Here is a 16,809-nt window from a genome sequence, read left to right on the forward strand (position 1 = left end):
GGCAAGGAAATCAAACCGTTGAAAGCGCCTGTTTCGTCCGACACTCGTATGCCTGCGGCCCGGCCGACATGATCCTGCTCGCGGTCAACCTGGCGGCGGCTGTCGCGCTTCTGTTGTGGTCCGTCCGGATGATCCGGACCGGCGCCGAACGCGCCTATCTGCCGGAACTGCGGCGCTGGCTGAAAGAGATGTCGGCGCACCGGCTCTCGGCGGCCGCGGCCGGCATTCCAACGGCGATGATGTTGCAAAGCGCCACCGCCGTGGCACTGATCGGCAGCGGTTTCGCGGCCTCCGGCCTGCTGTCTTCGGGCGCGGCGCTGGCCATGATTCTCGGCGCCGAACTCGGCTCGGCGCTGATGGTGCAGGTGCTTCAGCTCCCGGTCGACAAGGTGGTGCCCCTGATCCTGCTTGTCGGCGTGATCCTGTTTCTCAACGCCCGGTCCCGCAAGGCCAAGCAGACCGGGCGGATCACCATCGGCGTCGCGCTGGTCTTTCTCTCGCTGGGCATGATCCGCCAGGCCACGGCGCCGATCGGAGAGAACGACATCGTGCAGGCGGCGGCCGCCTATTTCGAACGGGATCTTCTCAGCGCATTCGTCATCGGTGCCCTGCTGGCCTGGCTGATGCATTCCAGTCTGGCCGCCGTTCTGACCTTCGCGATGTTCGCGGCAACCGGCCTTGTCGGCACCACCGCGGCCGCGGCGCTGGTCATCGGCGCCAATCTCGGCGGCGCCATGATTGCGGTCGGATTGCTCTGGTCAGAGCGGGGTGTGGCGCGGCAGGTCGCCGTCGCGAACCTCGTGGCGCGCGGCGGCGTGACGCTGGCGGCCTTCGCCCTGCTGGTCTTCGGCGCCTTCGACCTGTCGATGCTGTGGGGCGGGGCAAGCCAGCAGGCGGTCACCTTGCATGTGCTTCTGAACGCCGTCCTGCTGGTCCTGGCCCTGCCGGTCACCGGCCAGCTGGTCGGTCTGGCCGAAACCCTGGTGCCGCAATCGACCGAGGCCGAGGCGGTGACCCGCACCGCGCTGGATCCCGGCGTGCTCGACGAACCGGCCATGGCGCTGGCCTGCGCGCAGCGCGAACTGCTTCGGATGGGCGAAACGGTGCAGGCCATGCTGTCGCCGATCCCGGGGTTGCTGCGCCAATGGGATCAACAGGCGGCGGATCTGATCGAGCTTCGCGAAGATGCCGTCGACCGGATGCATTACGAAACCAAGATCTACCTGTCGCAGCTGCGCGACAAGGACATCCCCCGCGAACAGGCGCGGCGCGCGGTGGAACTGGTCGCCATGGCCAACAGCCTCGAAGAGGCTGCCGACCGCGTCGCTGTCAACCTGTTGACCTTGGCAAAACGGCTGCACGACAAGGCCCATGCCTTCTCGGACGAGGGGCTGCGGGACATCGAGGCCTTTCATGATCAGGTGGCAACGAACACGCGGCTGGCGCTCTCGGTGCTGACCACCGGCGATGCCGAGTCGGCGCGCCAGTTGGTGGCGGAAAAGGATCGCATCCGGCGCGAAGAGCAGAAATTGCAGGAACGCCACCTGACGCGCCTCGGCCAGGGCAACCCGGCCAGTATCGCCACCACAAACGCCCATCAGGAAACCCTGAGGCTGCTGAAACAGGTGAATGCCGCGATCAGCTATGTCGCCTACCCTATCGCCGAGGAAACCGGCGATCTTCTCGCCAGCCGGCTGGCGCGCCCGAAATTCGCGGGGAAGCCGGCATGAGCAAATCCAAGGCCCGCATCGCCAGGCAGATCGCCGCCTTGCCGGTCCATTGGGACAGGAAAGGCCGGTTGCGGGTGCTGATGGTGACCTCTCGCGATACCGGGCGCTGGGTCATGCCCAAGGGCTGGCTGATGGACGGCAAGAAGCCTTGGCGCGCCGCCAAGATCGAAGCGCTGGAAGAGGCCGGCGCCGTCGGCTTCGTCTCCGACAAGGCGCTCGGCCGATACCATTACGAAAAACGCCTGACCGGCGGCGAAAGCGTGCTGTGCCGCGTGACGGTCTATCCGATGGTGGTCGACCGGCTCAAGCGCCGCTGGAAAGAGCGCAAGGAACGCAAACGCCATTGGTTTTCGCCGAACAAGGCGGCCAGGCTGGTGAACGAGGAGGAATTGACCGGCCTTCTGAAACGGCTGGCGGAAGACTCCGGGAAATTGACCGCATTGGAGGAATTGCGGCGGGCTTCGTAGGTTCGGGCGGTGAAAGGCCGGAAAAACGGCCAAACCAAACCCAAGGGAGGAAGACATGAAGACATTGACACGTACCGCGGCCCTGTCGCTGATCGCCTATGCCGCGTCGCTGGGGGCGGCACAGGCCGAAAAGCTGACGCTCTACTGTTCGGCGCAGGAAGACTGGTGCCAGCTGATGGCGCGCAGTTTCGAGGATGCCACCGGCATCGACGTCAACATGACACGCAAGTCCAGCGGCGAGACCTTTGCGCAGGTCCGCGCCGAAAGCGCAAACCCCAAGGGCGACGTCTGGTGGGGCGGCACCGGCGATCCGCATTTGCAGGCCGCCGAAGAGGGCCTGACCATGGAATATGTCTCGCCCATGCGCGACCAGTTGCACGACTGGGCGATCTCGCAGGCGGAAAGCGCCGGAAACCGGACCATCGGCATCTACTCTGGCGCGCTGGGTTATGGCTACAACGCCGATCTTGTCGCCGCCAACGACCTGCCCGAACCGGCCTGCTGGAAAGACCTGCTGAAACCCGAGTACAAGGGCCATGTGCAGATGGCCAATCCCAATTCCTCGGGCACGGCCTATACGACGCTGGCCTCGATGGTGCAGATTTTCGGTGAAGACGAGGGCTTCGAGTTCATGAAGGGCCTGCACAAGAACATCAACCAATACACCAAATCCGGCTCGGCCCCGATCAAGGCCGCCGGTCGCGGCGAAAACACCATCGGCATCGTCTTCATGCATGATGCGGTGAAACAGGCGGTCTCGGGCTTCCCGATCAAGGTTGTCGCCCCCTGCGAAGGCACCGGCTACGAAATCGGCTCGATGTCGATCATCGACGGCGCCCGTAACCTGGATGAGGCGAAAAAGTTCTACGACTGGGCGCTCAGCGCCGAGGCGCAGAACCTCGCGCTCGAGGTGAACGCCTTCCAGGTGCCGTCGAACATGGCGGCCGAAACCTCCGAAAGCGCCCCCGACATGAGCCAGATCAAGCTGATCGACTATGACTTCAAGAAATACGGCTCCTCGGACGAACGCAAACGGCTGTTGCAGAAATGGGATGAGGAAGTCTCGGTCCTGCCGCAGTAAGTGAGGGAGGAACCGGAAAAGACCACTCACCCGGTGCTGATCTTCTGGATCCTTGCCGGGTGGGTCGGTTTCGGCCTTCTGCCATGGTACATGGTAGAGGATGGCCTGTGGTCGTTCGACTGGCTGACCGGCGGCTATCCTTTCGATGCGGATGTCGCGCCGGCCCTGTTCCTGATCGGACAGGGCGAAAAGCTGTGGCTGGCGCCGCTCCTGCTCCCGCTGGCGCTGCCGCTGTTGGTGCTGCGGCGGGCAAAAAACGACCCGATCTATGCCCGCATCCTGATCCTTGCCGGGGCGCTCGGGTTCGGCTGGATGATCGTGCAGGGCTTTTCCATCGGCATCCGCGGCTTCAGCTTCGCCTGGCAGGAGGCGCTGTTCGGAGAACTCCCGATCCGCCAGTTCGGCATGGGCTACGGTGCGATGATCTGCGCCTCGGCCTTTCTCTTCCTGCTGACCCAGGGCGTCGCCGCGCGGGGGGCGATCAACGGCGATGTCTTTGTGGTCAGCGCCATCGGCGGCGTGATCACCATTGTCACCGCCTTTGTGTTCTTTCCGATCGCCAGGATGTTGTTTGCCGCCTTCGTCACCGAGGACGGCGCCTATTCGGTCAGCGTCTTCCTGTCGAAGTTCTTCGATGACCGGCTCTGGGGCATCGGCTGTTTCTGGGGCGCCCGCTGCGGCGCCGCCTGGAATTCGCTGGCCCTCGCCATCCTCGTCGGGCTGATCACCACGGTGTTGGGCCTCTGCTTTGCGCTTGTGGTGACGCGCTCGGGCTTTCGCTACAAGCGGGCCTTGCGGGCGCTCACCGTCCTGCCGATCATCACGCCGCCTTTCGTGATCGGCCTCGCGCTGATCCTCCTGTTCGGGCTTTCGGGCTCGGTCACCCAATTTGTCGCCGAGATGTTCGGCACGCAGCCCACCCGCTGGCTCTACGGCATGCCGGGGGTGCTGATCGCCCAGACCCTGGCCTTCACGCCGATTGCCTTTCTGGTGCTGATCGGCGTGGTCGAAGGGGTCTCGCCCTCGATGGAGGAGGCCGCCCAGACATTGCGCGCCAACAGATGGCAGACCTTCCGCACCGTCTCGCTGCCGCTGATCCGCCCCGGGCTCGCCAATGCCTTTCTTCTGGGCTTCATCGAGAGCATGGCCGATTTCGGCAACCCGCTGGTCCTCGGCGGCAATTTCGACGTCCTGTCGACCGAAATTTTCTTTGCCATCGTCGGCGCGCAATACGATCAGGGCCGTGCCGCCGTTCTGGCCATGGTGCTGCTGTTCTTCACCCTCTCGGCCTTTTACGCGCAACGCGCCTGGCTCGGAAAGAAAAGCTATACCACCGTCACCGGCAAGGGCGACGCGGGCATGCATCCCCTGATGCCGACCGGCCTTTCGGTGCCGGTGCAGATCATCGTGATCGGCTGGGGCCTGTTCACCATCGTGGTCTACGGCATGATCGTCTATGGCAGCATCGTCGAGCTCTGGGGGGTCAACAACGCGCTGACGCTCAAGCATTATGTCACCGCCTTCTCGGTGCGCATCGAAGAGGCGGGCATCCGCTGGACCGGGGCCGCCTGGGACAGTTTCTGGACCACGATCAGCATTGCCGCCATCGCCGCGCCGCTGACCGCCGCCGTCGGGCTGATCACCGCCTACCTCCTGACCCGGCAGAGCTTTGCCGGCAAGAACGCCTTCGAGTTCGGAACCATGCTGAGCTTTGCCATCCCCGGCACCGTCATCGGCGTCAGCTATATCCTGGCCTTCAACGTGCCCCCGATCGAGATCACCGGAACCGGCGTCATCCTGGTGGTCAGTTTCATCTTCCGCAACATGCCGGTCGGCGTGCGCGCGGGTATCGCCAGCATGTCGCAACTCGACAGGTCGCTCGACGAATCCTCGCTAACCCTCGGGGCCAATTCCTGGCAGACCTTCCGCCGGATCATCCTGCCCCTGCTGCGCCCGGCGATCCTCGCCGCCCTGGTCTACAGCTTCGTCCGCGCGATGACCGCGATCTCGGCGGTGATCTTCCTGGTCTCGGCGGAATACGACATGGCCACGAGCTACATCATCGGCCGCGTCGAGAACAACGATTACGGCCTCGCCATCGCCTATTCCACGACGCTGATCTTCGTCATGCTGTCCGCGGTCGGGCTTTTGCAATTTCTTGTCGGCCGGGTTCAGATCGGCCGGCGCACCGAACTCGGAACCGGGAGAACCTCATGAGCGACAGCAAAATCGGCTCCAAGGCCGCCCCGGTCCGGTTCGAAGGCGTGTCCAAGCTCTTCGGCAAGGACGTGGTGGCCGTCGACCGGATCGATCTCGATGTGGCCGCCGGCAAGCTGGTGACGCTGCTCGGCCCCTCCGGCTGCGGCAAGACCACCACCCTGCGCATGATCGCCGGGCTCGAGATGGCCAGCGCGGGCCGCATTCTCATCGGTGGCCGCGACGTGACCAGACTGCCCGCGACAGATCGCGACGTTTCCATGGTCTTCCAGTCCTATGCGCTCTTTCCGCACATGAACGTTCTGGAGAACGTGATGTACGGGCTGACCTTTTCGGGATTTGCCAGGGACGAGGCCCGGAGCCGCGCGCTTCACGGCCTCGATCTCGTCGGCCTCCGCGGTTTTGATGGCCGGCTGCCGTCGGAATTGTCCGGCGGACAGCAGCAGCGCGTGGCCGTCGCCCGCGCCCTGGTGCTGGAACCGCAGGTGCTTCTGTTCGACGAGCCGCTCTCCAACCTCGATGCCAAGCTCCGCCGCCAGGTGCGCGAGGATATCCGCGCGATCCAGCAGGATCTCGGGTTGACGGTGGTCTATGTCACCCACGATCAGGAAGAGGCGCTGGCGGTCTCCGACGAGATCGTCGTCATGCGCAACGCCGCGATTGCCCAGATCGGCACCCCGCGCCAGCTCTTCGAGGCGCCCAATGACCGGTTTGTCGCGGATTTCATCGGCGAAGCCAACCTGCTGGCCTGCACCATCGTCGCCATCGACGGCCAGACCGCCACGATCGACATCGAAGGCTATCGCCACGACCTGCCCTCGCGCGGTCTTTCGGAAGGCCCGGCCACCGTCGCCGTTCGTCCGTCCCGGCTGAGGATCGGCGATGACCGGGGCATCCGCGCCACCGTGGCCAAGGCGACCTATGTGGGTGTGCGCATGGAATACACGCTGACCGGCGCCTTCGGACAGGTGTTTGCGGTGCATGAGGATGTGGATGCGCCGCTGGCGCCCGGGGCCGAAGTGCGGATGGGTTTTGCCGCAAAAGGCCCGGTGCTGCTGCACGAATGACCCCCCGGCACACCGGCGCCGTCGCCGGTCAGCCCGGGTGCCTGGCCGCGGCCGCTGGCGCCAGCACCGCGGCGATCAGGCCCAGCGGATGCAGCAAATCGCGGCCGGCCAGGCGGTGGCCCTGGCTGCGGCAGGAAAAGCCGCAGGCGGCGGTGGGACATGGGGCATCGACCTGATCCCGCCAGGACAGGGCGAAGAGATCGCGCGACATGCGCTGATGGCGCGCCTGGTGGCCGAACAGCCCGGCCATGCCGCAACAGCCGGTGTCGGGTGTTTCCAGCGCGACCCCGAGCGCGGCAAAGACCTGCCGCCACTGCCGGGCGCTTTGCGGATTGGCGGTGACTTCGGTGCAATGGCCCAGCAGCCGCGCCCTGTCCTGCCCGGCCTGCGGAAAGGCCCGGCCCCGCGCCAGCTCTTCCGCCAGAAATTCCTGTGGCATCAGAACCGCCGGCACGCGAATCCCGGCCTTCGGGTATTCCTGCCGCAGCATCATGCCGAACGCCGGATCGAGCGCCAGGATCGGCGCCCCGGTGGCCGCCGCGCGGCGCAGGTGCGCGGCCAACCGGCCGGCAAGGCGCCGAAAGCCCGGCAGATCGCCGGCGCCATGGGCGGCCTTGCCCCCGGGACAGAGCGGCAGCAGACGCGGCGAATAGCCCAATGCGCGGAGCCCGGCCACGGCCTGGCGCTGCGCGGCCGCGTCGAAGAGCGCGGTAAACCAGTCTTGGGCGAGGATCACGCTTCCCTCGGGCAGCGACCCCGCCAGTTCGTTGTCGCGCAGGTACAGCTCGGGCGCCAGCCGCCGGGCCAGCCGCGGCGGCAGATCGGTGGTGGCGGTCAGCCTTTCGGCCAGCGGGCGAAGCAGCGGCCAGAGGGGCGCGACAACGGGCGCCAGCCGCAGCGCCAACGGGCTGGCGCGCTCGGCCAGGAGGGTCAGCCGCTCGGTCAGACCGCGCCGGTGGCGGCGGTGGTAGTCGGCCAGGAACCGGCTGCGCATCTCGGGAATGTCGACCTGCACCGGGCAAGACGTGGCGCAGGCCTTGCAGCCAAGGCAGGTATCGAGCACCGCATGCAGTTCGGCCTCGCGCCGGGCCAGCTCTGCCGGCGGCGCGCTGTCGCGGGCGCCGTGCCAGGCCCGCAGCGCATCGGCCCGGCCTTTCGGGCTGTGGCGCAGGTCGGCGCTGGCCTTGAACGAGGGACACATCGGCGTCGCGGCGGCGTAGGAGAGGCATTGCGCATTGCCATTGCAGCGAAAGGCCTTGTCGAGCGGGTCGCCCTCGGGCGCGTTGAACGGCCGGAACGGGGTGGTGGTGATGCCCATCAACCGCTCGGGCGGCGCCACCAGCTTGCCGGGGTTGTAGCGCCCCTCCGGGTCGAAGGCGGCCTTGACGCCTTGCAGCGCGGCATAGGCCTCATCGCCGATCCAGTCGCGCAGATAGGCGCCGCGCACGCCCTTGCCGTGTTCTCCCCAGAAGATGCCGCCATGCTTGCGGGTCAGCGCAAAGACCGCATCCGAGACTTTCTGCAAGATCGCGCGGTCGGCGTCGCGGTCGATGTCGAGCGCCGGCCGGACGTGCAGGCAGCCGACATCGGCATGACCATAGATGCCGTAGTTCAGGCCGAAGCCATCCAGCGTGGCGAGGAAGTCGTCGAGAAAGCCGGCCAGGTTCTCCGGCGGCACCACCGCGTCTTCGACAAAGGCGACCGGCCGGGCGCGGCCTTCGGTGCGGCCCAGCAGGCCGACCCCGGCCGAACGCACCGCCCAGAGCCGGCGGATCTCGTCTCGTCCGGCAGCGAGATGGGTGGCGCGCAGCCCCGGCAAGCTGGCCAGAATCTCGCCGATCGCCGCCACCCGGGCCTCGACCTCCTCGGGGCCGGTGCCATTGACCTCGATGAACACCGGGGCGATGTCGGGCGCGCGCAGCGCCTCGGGCAGCGCGTCCAGCAGACCGGCGCCGGCGGCCAGCCCCTGGGTGCGCGCGTCCATGACCTCGACGGCGGTCGGCGCCCCTCGCGCCAGCGGAACCGCGGCAGAGAGCGCGGCGCGAAACCCGTCGAAGCCGGCCAGGATCAGGCGTTTCTCGGCCTCGATGCGGCGCAGGCGGACGCGGATGCGCGAGATCAGCCCCAGCGTGCCCTCGGCGCCGGGAAACAGCCGCCACCAGTCGAAGCCGCCCGGCTCGGTGCAGGCGCGTTCGAGATCGTAGCCGGTGAACCGCCGGTTCAGCGCGGGGGTGGCCGCGACAAACGCGGCGCGGCCGTCGCGCGCCGCACGCCCGGCCTCGGCCAGCATCGGCCGGGCCCAATCCGGCGCCGGGTCACCGCTCCACAACAGCCCTTCGGGGCGCGCGATCTCGAGGCCCACAAGGTTGTCGGAGGTCTTGCCATAGACCCGCGACCCCTTGCCCGAGGCGTCGGTGCTGACCATGCCGCCGATGGTGCAGCGGGTCGACGTCGAGGTTTCCGGTGCGAAAAACCAGCCGGTGTCGCGGATCTGCGCGTTCAGATCGTCGAGCACCAGGCCCGGCTCGACATCGGCCCACCCGGCCTCGGCATCGAGCGCCAGCAAGCGGTGCATGTGGCGGCGGGTGTCGACCACCACGCCCCGGTTCAGACTCTGGCCGTTGGTGCCGGTGCCGCCCCCGCGCGCGGTCAGCGGGATGGCGCGGAACCGCGGCTGATGCATCACCGCCACCAGTACCGCCATGTCGGCGGCATCGCACGGGGCGGCAACCAGATCGGGGCAGATGCGATAGACCGAATTGTCGGTCGACATCGCCTCGCGCAGGGCGCTGTCACCGTCCAGCGCGCCGCGGAACCCGGCCTGCCGCAGCGCTTCGTCCAGCGCTTCGATGGCAACCGCCGCGCCGTCGCCTGTCTGCGGAAGCTCACTCATATTCGGCCGCCCTTTGTCGGAATCTGTTGCTTTGTGGCGTTTAGTATCATATTTTCCGAATAACATGAAAGCTTCGACAGACAAATTGAATATCAATTTCCGCCATCTCCGCGCCCTGCATGCAATCGCGGCGCAGGGAACCTTCGCCGCGGCGGCGGAATCGCTGGGTGTCGTGCCCTCGGCGCTGTCGGAGCTGATGCGCCAGCTCGAGGCCGACATCGGCGCCCCGCTCTTCGACCGTCGCACACGGCCGCCCTCGATCACGCCGCTCGGCCGCGACTTTCTTGCCGATACCGCGCCGCTGGTGTCCGGCATGGACCGGGCAATCGACCGGCTCAGCGCCCGCGCCGGGCTGGAAAGCGGCACGCTGCACATTGGCGCCTCCCCCTCGGCGATCTCGGAGCTGCTGGCGCCGGTGCTGGCGGATTTCCTTGCCGGGCGGTCGGGGCTGCAATGCTTGCTGCACGACGACATCGCCGAACGCCTGGCGCAGATGGTGGCCGAGGGCCGGCTCGATATCGCCATTGCCGGGCGGGCAAAACATTCGGCCGATCTGCGCCAGCGCGGCATCCTGCGCGACGAGATCGGGCTGGCCTGCCCGGCGGGCCACGCCTTTGCCGGCTGCGACGCCGTGCGGCTTGACGAGATCGACGCCGCCTCGCTGATCGGGCTCGACGCCCAGGCCGGCACCCAACAGCTTCTGACCGATTGCGCGGCGATCCCGCGCGCCTTTCTCGCGCCGCAGCTGCGCGCCCATTCGACCATTGCCCAGCTCTGCATGGTGCGCGCCGGGCTGGGGGTCGCGCTTCTGCCCAGGAACGCAGTGCTGCTGTTCCGCGACCCGCAAATCCGCTTTGTGCCGGTGGGGGGCCTCGATCTCTGGCGCAGCCTCTACCTGCTGGAGCCGGCCCGCAGGCCGCTGACCGAGGCCGCCCGAGCCTTCGTCGCGACGCTCGAGCAGCGGGTGCCGGCCCTCACCGAAAGCGCCACCGCCCCATGACCCCAGGACGCCCTGCGCGGGCCCGACCACAGGACCGATCATGACGCAAGCTCCTTCCCTGCCCTTCACCTGCCGCAAGGCCCCGGCCAGCGGGTCCGGCGGCGTCGTCGTCACCAACCACCCGCTGGGCAGCGCCGCCGGCCACGAAATGCTGGCGGCGGGCGGCAATGCCGTGGATGCGGCGGTTGCCGCGTTGCTGGCGCTGACCGTGGTCGAGCCGATGATGGTGGGCATTGCCGGCGGCGGCGTCGCGCATCTGCGCACCCCGGACGGCCGCCACGTGGTCTATGACTGCCTGTCGCACGCCGGCGCCGCCGCCACGCCCGGGATGTTCCGCCCGGTCTCGGACCGGCTGCCCGATTACATGGAGACGGAAGGCCGCCGCAATCTCGTCGGCCCGGCGGCGGTGGCGGTGCCCGGCAACCTGCGTGGCTGGTGCGCGATGCAGGCGGCGCAGGGCGCCCTGCCCTTTGCCGATGTCATCGCCCCGGCGATCCGGCTGGCCGCCGGCGGTTTCCGGGTCACCGCCTATCTCAACGGCACGATCCAGCGCCATGCCGCTGATCTGGCCCGCGACCCGGTGATCGCCGCGCTGTTCCTGCCGGGCGGCGCCCCCGCCACGCCCGGCCACCGGCTGGTGCAGGGCGATTATGCCGAGAGCCTGAGACAGATCGCCCGCGAGGGCGACACCGCGCTGCACGGCGGATCGCTGGGCGCGGCGCTGGTCGAAAGGCTGGGCGCCGAGGGCAGCGTCTCGCTGGATGATCTTCGCGACTACCGGGCGCGCGAACGCGATGCCATCTTTGCCGACTATCGCGGCCATCAGATCGCCGGGCCGCCGCCGCCGGCCTCTTCGGGCGTGCATGTGGCGCAGATGCTCAACATCCTCGAAGGCTACGACCTCGCCGCCATGGGCTTCGACAGCGCCGCGCGGCTGCATCTTCTGGCCGAGGTGATCCGCGTCGGCTTCGAGGACCGCCGCGCCGCCTCGGGCGACCCGGATTTCGTCGACATCCCGGTCGAGCGGCTGATTTCCAAGGACTACGCCCGCGACTGCCGCGCCCGGCTGCGCGATGCCGGGGGCGCCGGGCCGGTGCCGCCGGGCCATGAGAGCCGGAACACCACCCATGTCACCGTGGCCGACCGCGACGGTTTCGTGGTTTCCGCCACCCATACCATCAACGGCCTGTTCGGGGCGCGGATCATGGTGCCGGGCACCGGCATCATCCCCAACAACTACATGTACAATTTCGACCCCCACCCCGGCAAGGCGCTGTCGATCCAGCCCGGCAAGCGGGTGCCGACCTCGATGGCGCCGATGATGGTGCTCAAGGATGGCGTGCCGCGCTTTGCGCTCGGCCTGCCCGGCGCGCTCCGCATCTTCCCCTCGGCGATGCAGGCCATCGTCAACCTGATCGATTTCGGCCTCACCCCGCAACAGGCGGTCGAGGCGCCGCGGATCTGGACCGAAGGCGGTCATGTCGAGCTCGAACCCGACTACGCCCATCACCGGAAAGCGCTGGAAGCCAGGGGCCACGAAGTCGCCCTGGTGCCGCATGTCGGCGGCGGCATGAACGCCATCGCCTTCGGGCCGGGCGGGCAGATGACCGGCGCCGCCTGCTGGCGCGCCGACGGCACGGTTTCGGCGATGGGCGGCGGGCTGGCCGAGGCCGGCGTCTCCTTCCATATCTGAGCCGACAAGACCGCAAAGGAGGCACCGGATGACCCAGAAGACACTCCTGCTCACCGGCGCCAGCCGTGGGATCGGCCACGCCACGGTTAAGCTGTTTCAGGCCGCCGGTTGGCGGGTGCTGACGGTCTCGCGCAGCGCCTTCGATGCGCGGTGCCCCTGGCACGCCGGCACCTCCGATCATTTCCAGGGCAATCTGGCGGATCCGGCCGCGCGCGCCGATCTGGTGGCGCGCCTGCGCGAGACATTGGGCGACGGCGGTCTCAACGCCATCGTCAACAATGCCGGCATCTCGCCGAAGGGGCCGCAGGGCGAGCGCCTCGGCGTGGCCACCAGCAGCGACGAGATCTGGCGGCAGGTGCTTGCGGTCAACCTGATCGGCCCCGCGGCGCTGATGCGCGACCTGATGCCCGAGCTCGCGCGTGGTACGGGCGCGGTGGTCAATGTCGGGTCCATCGTCGGCACCCGCGTGCACCCCTTTGCCGGCACCGCCTATGCCTGTTCCAAGGCGGCGCTGGCGGCCCTGACCCGCGAGGCGGCGGCCGAGCTCGGCCCGCGTGGCATCCGGGTCAACATGGTTACCCCGGGCGAGATCGAGACCGAAATCCTGTCACCCGGCACCGAGGAGATGGCCAGCCTGATCCCGATGCGCCGGCTCGGCCAGCCCGACGAGGTCGCCCGCGTCGTGCTGTTCCTGTGTTCAGCCGAGGCCGGCTATGTCAATGGCAGCTCGATCGACGTGAACGGGGGCCAACATGTCTGAGGGCCCCCGCCGGATGTCAGTAGCCGCGCGCCGCATCGGCCACATCGGGGCAGGTGCCGGTCTCGGCGAACTGCCGCAGGTTCTCGGCGATGATCCGGCCGCCGGTGTCGGCATCGATCTGCGAGGCGACATGCGGCGTCACGGTGATCCCGCGATGGCTCCAGAACGGGTGATCGGCGGGCAGCGGCTCCTGGTGAAAGACGTCGAGCGTGGCCTGTTTCACCTGGCCGCTGTCAAGCGCCGCCAGGAGATCGTCATCCACCAGATGCGGGCCACGGGCGCAATTGATCACGCAGGCCTCGCGCGGCAGCTTGGCGAAGAGCTCGGCGTTCAGGATGCCGCGCGTCGCTTCGGTCAGCGGCAACAGGTTGACCAGGATCTCGCAGCCGTCGAGGAAGGCGTCAAAGCCCTCGGCCCCGGAATAGCATGTCACGCCGCTGATCTCCTTGGGCGATTTCGACCAGCCACGGGTGGCAAAGCCCAGCCCGGCCAGCGTCTGCGCCGCCGCCGCACCGAGATTGCCCAGCCCCATCACCCCGACCGTGCGGTTCGGCGCCACCGGCACCACGATGGCGTGCCAGTCGGCCTCGGCCTGGGCCTGAAGCTGGCGCGGCATGTCGCGGTGATGGCGCAGCACGTGCAGGGCGACGTATTCGCGCATCCGCTGCGTCAGGTCGTCGCCGACGGTGCGGATGATCGGCACGCCGACGGGGAGTTTTTCGTCGGCGAGAACATGGTCGATGCCGGCACCGATCGAGACGATGGCCTTGAGGTTCGCGAACCGGGCGAGATCGCCGGTGCGCGGGCGCCAGACCACGGCGACGTCGATGCTTTCCGGCTCGCTCGCCTGATCCATCGCGACGACCTGCCAGCCGGGCAGCAGGCCTTGCAGCATCTCGACCCACCATTGGATCTTGTCTTCGAGGGGCAGGTAGACGGCGGCTTTCATGGGTCTGTCCTTCATTGTTCGTGTCGGGGAGTTAGGGGATGAATTTCAAACAGCTCGAGGCCTTCTACTGGCTCAGCCAGATTCAGAACTACCGGCAGACCGCGCAGCGCCTCGGGCTGACGCAACCGGCGGTCTCGGCGCGGATTCAGTCGCTCGAGACCGATCTCGGCAAGACCCTGATCGACCGCAACGCCCCGGCCTTCCGGCTGACCGATCAGGGCATGGAAGTGGCGGATTTCGCGTTGCAGTTCCTGAACCTGCGCGAGACGATGAACACCCGGCTTCTGGACAAGCACAAGCAGCGGCTGACCATCGGCCTGGCTGGGATGGCGGCACTGACCTGGGGGCCGATCCTGCTGCAACGGCTGCGCGACGAGCTCCCGGAGATCACCCTCGACGTCTATTCCAGCTCGGATCTGCAACTGGCGCGTTTCATCGATGCCGGGACGCTGGATCTCGCCTTCACCGCCGGCGGCGACAGGGTGCCGGAGGCCGCCTTCACCACCCGCTTCGATGTCGGCTGGGTGGCACGGCCGGATCTGGTGCAGGGCGTGGTGCAGCCGCTGACGCCCGAGGCGCTGCGCAATCTGCCGCTGGTGCTCTATCCCAAGACATCGCCGATGTGGAACCCGGTGGCCGAGGTCATCGACGAGATGCGCTCGCAGCCGGCGGCGCGGCACTACGGCAATTCGCTGTCGACGATGTACGACATGCTGCGGCGGGGCTATGGCGCCTCGGCGCTGGCCCTGGCCGGCGTCGAGCAGGAGCTGGCCGACGGCCGGCTGGTCCAGCTCGAGGTGACCGACAAGATCCCGCCGCTCGACCTCGCCTGCACCTACGCCAACCGGGCGCGGCGCAAGCAGGTCAAGCTGGTTCTGGAACTGGCACGCGACAGCGCGCAGGCCTGGTGTCGGGATCATCCGCGCTATACCTCTTACATCGAGGGCAACTAGGGTCAGGTTACATCGTAGGCAACGGGGGTCAGCCCGCCAGCTTGCCCTCGACCATCTTCGTCGCACCGGACAATTGGCCGAGATGCGTGCCGTCGCTGACCTTGGCCTCGCTGATGCGGCCGCGCTCGGTCTTCAGCTCGCCCTCTTCCAGCACCGCATCGAGATCCTCGGGCGCGATGAACAGCACCCCGGAGGCATCCGCCAGCACCGCATAGCCCGGCAGCACCGCCGCGCCGCCGATCGAGACCGGCACGTTGAAGCCGCCGCCGGTGTTGTAGAGCCGCGTCGTCACCGGCGAGGCACCGCGCGACCACATGGCAAAGCCTTGTTCCTCGATCTCGGCGGTGTCGGTGTGCGGGCCGTCGACGCAGCCGCCCTCCAGCCCGATCATCGCCGCCATCCGGGTCACGCCGCCGCCCCAGCAGGCATATTTGCTGTCGCCCAGCCGGTCGACGGCCAGGAAGTAACCCGGCCCGCATTGGCTCAGGCAATGGTGCAGCAGCGTCGAATCGAGGCCGGGAATGGCCAGCGTCGCCACCGTCGCCGCCACCACCTTGCCGGGCAGCACCGGCTGAATCGCCGGCGCGGCAAAGCCGAAGTGATAGAAATGCCCGATGGTCGCGGTTTCCAGCTTGGCCAGACGGTCGAGCTTGTCCTGCGCGATCGGCGTCGGCATCGGGTTCATCTTGTAGGTCAGGTTGGTCATGGTTCGTCCTTATTGCGGGCCCAGCACGAGGTCGGGCAGGAAGGTCACGATTTGCGGCACATAGGTCAGCAGGATCAGCACGGCGAAAAGCGGCAGCAGCATCGGCAGCACGGCCAGGGTCACCCGCTCGAAGCGGACGCGGCCGACCTCCGAGACGATGTAGAGCCCGATGCCCATCGGCGGCGTGGCGATGCCGATCAGCAGGCCCAGCTGGATGATGATGCCGAAATGCACCCGGTCGATGCCGTAGGCGTCGATCAGCGGCAGCAGCGTCGGCACCAGGATCAGCTTGGCCGGCACGCCCTCGACGACACAGCCGACGAGCACGATGAAGATCAGCAGCAGCGCCAGAAAGACATGCCGGCTCTCGGTCAGCGAAAAGGTCCAGTCGGCCAGTTTCTGCGGCGTCTGGTCGATCGCCAGCAACCAGCCCATGGCAATCGAAAAGGCGATGATGATCATGATCACCGAAGTCATCATCGCTGTATCCGACAGCGCCTGGACAAAGTTGCGCAGGGTCAGCTCGCGATACCAGATGCCAAGCCCGATGCAGTAGAGGCAGGCCAGCACCCCGGCCTCGGTGGCGGTGACAAAGCCGAACAGGATGCTGCCCAGGATGATGCCAGGCGCGATCAGCGCGGCAAAGCCGTGACGGGCGGTGCCCACCACCTGCCGCGGGGTGGCGCGGGGTTGGGTCGGAAATTGCTCGAAACCGGCGCGCAGCCGCACATAGATCATCAGCGCCAGCCCGACGGTCAGCCCCGGCACCAGCCCGGCAAGGAACATCCGTTCGATGCTCTGCTGCGCCAGAAAGGCATAGATCACCAGCCCGATCGACGGCGGGATCAGCGGCCCGATCACCGAAGAGGCGACGGTGATCGCCGCGGCGAAATCGGCCTTGTAGCCGCGTTCGCGCATCGCCTTGATCTCGATTGCGCCCAGCCCGGCGCAATCGGCCACCGCCGCGCCCGAGATGCCGGCAAAGATCATCGACGACAGGATGTTGACCTGCGCCAGCCCGGCCTTGAGATGGCCGACCAGCGCATTGGCAAAGGCAAAGATGCGCTCGGTCACGCCGGTGGCGTTCATCAGGTTGCCCGCCATGATGAAAAAGGGCACCGCGGTCAGCGAGGCCTTGTTGACCCCCTCGAGCATCTGCTGCGGGATGATCTGCATCGCCGAGGAGAAATCCGAAGTGGCAAAGGTCAGCACCGTCGCCGCGCCGATGGCGATGGAAACGGGCACGCGCACCAGGATCAGCGCGATGAAGGTTCCGATCAGGATCCAGGCCAT

13 protein-coding genes are annotated in these 16,809 nt (G+C 67.5%); 9 read left to right on the forward strand and 4 right to left on the reverse strand.

Annotated features, from left to right (window positions below; all coding sequences use genetic code 11):
• Window positions 1-68 precede the first annotated feature (68 nt).
• The 5 genes from AC0J5K_RS18045 to AC0J5K_RS18065 are packed head-to-tail and all read left to right on the forward strand — an operon-like array spanning window position 69 to window position 6,562.
• A complete protein-coding gene (locus tag AC0J5K_RS18045; protein ID WP_074838145.1) occupies window positions 69-1,730 on the forward strand; it encodes a Na/Pi cotransporter family protein in 1,662 nt (553 codons plus the stop codon).
• A complete protein-coding gene (locus tag AC0J5K_RS18050; protein WP_048534703.1) occupies window positions 1,727-2,197 on the forward strand; it encodes an NUDIX hydrolase in 471 nt (156 codons plus the stop codon). Before AC0J5K_RS18045 ends, AC0J5K_RS18050 begins: the two co-directional genes overlap by 4 nt.
• Window positions 2,198-2,252: 55 nt before the next feature.
• On the forward strand, window positions 2,253-3,278 hold the full coding sequence (locus AC0J5K_RS18055; RefSeq protein ID WP_048534702.1) for an ABC transporter substrate-binding protein: 1,026 nt from the start codon (window positions 2,253-2,255) through the stop codon (window positions 3,276-3,278).
• Window positions 3,279-5,495, forward strand: a complete 2,217-nt coding sequence (locus tag AC0J5K_RS18060) for an ABC transporter permease (RefSeq protein WP_274565529.1) — start codon at window positions 3,279-3,281, stop codon at window positions 5,493-5,495.
• A complete protein-coding gene (locus tag AC0J5K_RS18065; protein ID WP_274565528.1) occupies window positions 5,492-6,562 on the forward strand; it encodes an ABC transporter ATP-binding protein in 1,071 nt (356 codons plus the stop codon). Before AC0J5K_RS18060 ends, AC0J5K_RS18065 begins: the two co-directional genes overlap by 4 nt.
• 28 nt (window positions 6,563-6,590) lie before the next feature.
• Here the strand turns inward: AC0J5K_RS18065 and AC0J5K_RS18070 are convergent, their stop codons facing one another.
• A complete protein-coding gene (locus tag AC0J5K_RS18070) occupies window positions 6,591-9,455 on the reverse strand; it encodes an FAD-binding and (Fe-S)-binding domain-containing protein (protein WP_274565527.1) in 2,865 nt (954 codons plus the stop codon).
• Window positions 9,456-9,540: 85 nt separating this feature from the next.
• Between AC0J5K_RS18070 and AC0J5K_RS18075 the strand changes: the two genes are divergently transcribed.
• Genes AC0J5K_RS18075 through AC0J5K_RS18085 form a run of 3 tightly spaced genes read left to right on the forward strand, consistent with a single transcriptional unit; the run spans window position 9,541 to window position 12,908 of the window.
• The gene (locus tag AC0J5K_RS18075) at window positions 9,541-10,455 is read left to right on the forward strand and encodes a LysR family transcriptional regulator (RefSeq protein ID WP_244526553.1); all 915 of its coding nucleotides are present in this window, start codon (window positions 9,541-9,543) and stop codon (window positions 10,453-10,455) included.
• A gap of 40 nt (window positions 10,456-10,495) precedes the next feature.
• Entirely contained in the window at window positions 10,496-12,148 is a 1,653-nt protein-coding gene (ggt, locus tag AC0J5K_RS18080; RefSeq protein ID WP_274565526.1) for a gamma-glutamyltransferase, read from the forward strand.
• Between the two features lie 28 nt (window positions 12,149-12,176).
• Window positions 12,177-12,908, forward strand: a complete 732-nt coding sequence (locus tag AC0J5K_RS18085) for an SDR family NAD(P)-dependent oxidoreductase (protein ID WP_074838161.1) — start codon at window positions 12,177-12,179, stop codon at window positions 12,906-12,908.
• 16 nt (window positions 12,909-12,924) lie between these two features.
• Here AC0J5K_RS18085 and AC0J5K_RS18090 read toward each other — a convergent pair whose 3' ends face one another.
• Window positions 12,925-13,857: a 2-hydroxyacid dehydrogenase gene (locus tag AC0J5K_RS18090; protein WP_274565524.1), complete on the reverse strand. Its 933-nt coding sequence runs from the start codon at window positions 13,855-13,857 to the stop codon at window positions 12,925-12,927.
• A gap of 38 nt (window positions 13,858-13,895) precedes the next feature.
• Between AC0J5K_RS18090 and AC0J5K_RS18095 the strand changes: the two genes are divergently transcribed.
• Entirely contained in the window at window positions 13,896-14,810 is a 915-nt protein-coding gene (locus tag AC0J5K_RS18095; protein WP_074838169.1) for a LysR family transcriptional regulator, read from the forward strand.
• Between the two features lie 28 nt (window positions 14,811-14,838).
• Here the strand turns inward: AC0J5K_RS18095 and AC0J5K_RS18100 are convergent, their stop codons facing one another.
• Window positions 14,839-15,516: an RraA family protein gene (locus AC0J5K_RS18100; RefSeq protein ID WP_274565523.1), complete on the reverse strand. Its 678-nt coding sequence runs from the start codon at window positions 15,514-15,516 to the stop codon at window positions 14,839-14,841.
• Between the two features lie 9 nt (window positions 15,517-15,525).
• Window positions 15,526-16,809, reverse strand: coding sequence for a TRAP transporter large permease (locus tag AC0J5K_RS18105; RefSeq protein WP_048534687.1), 1,284 nt, complete (start codon window positions 16,807-16,809; stop codon window positions 15,526-15,528).

The sequence above is a fragment of the Marinovum sp. E3 genome (genome assembly GCF_055755275.1).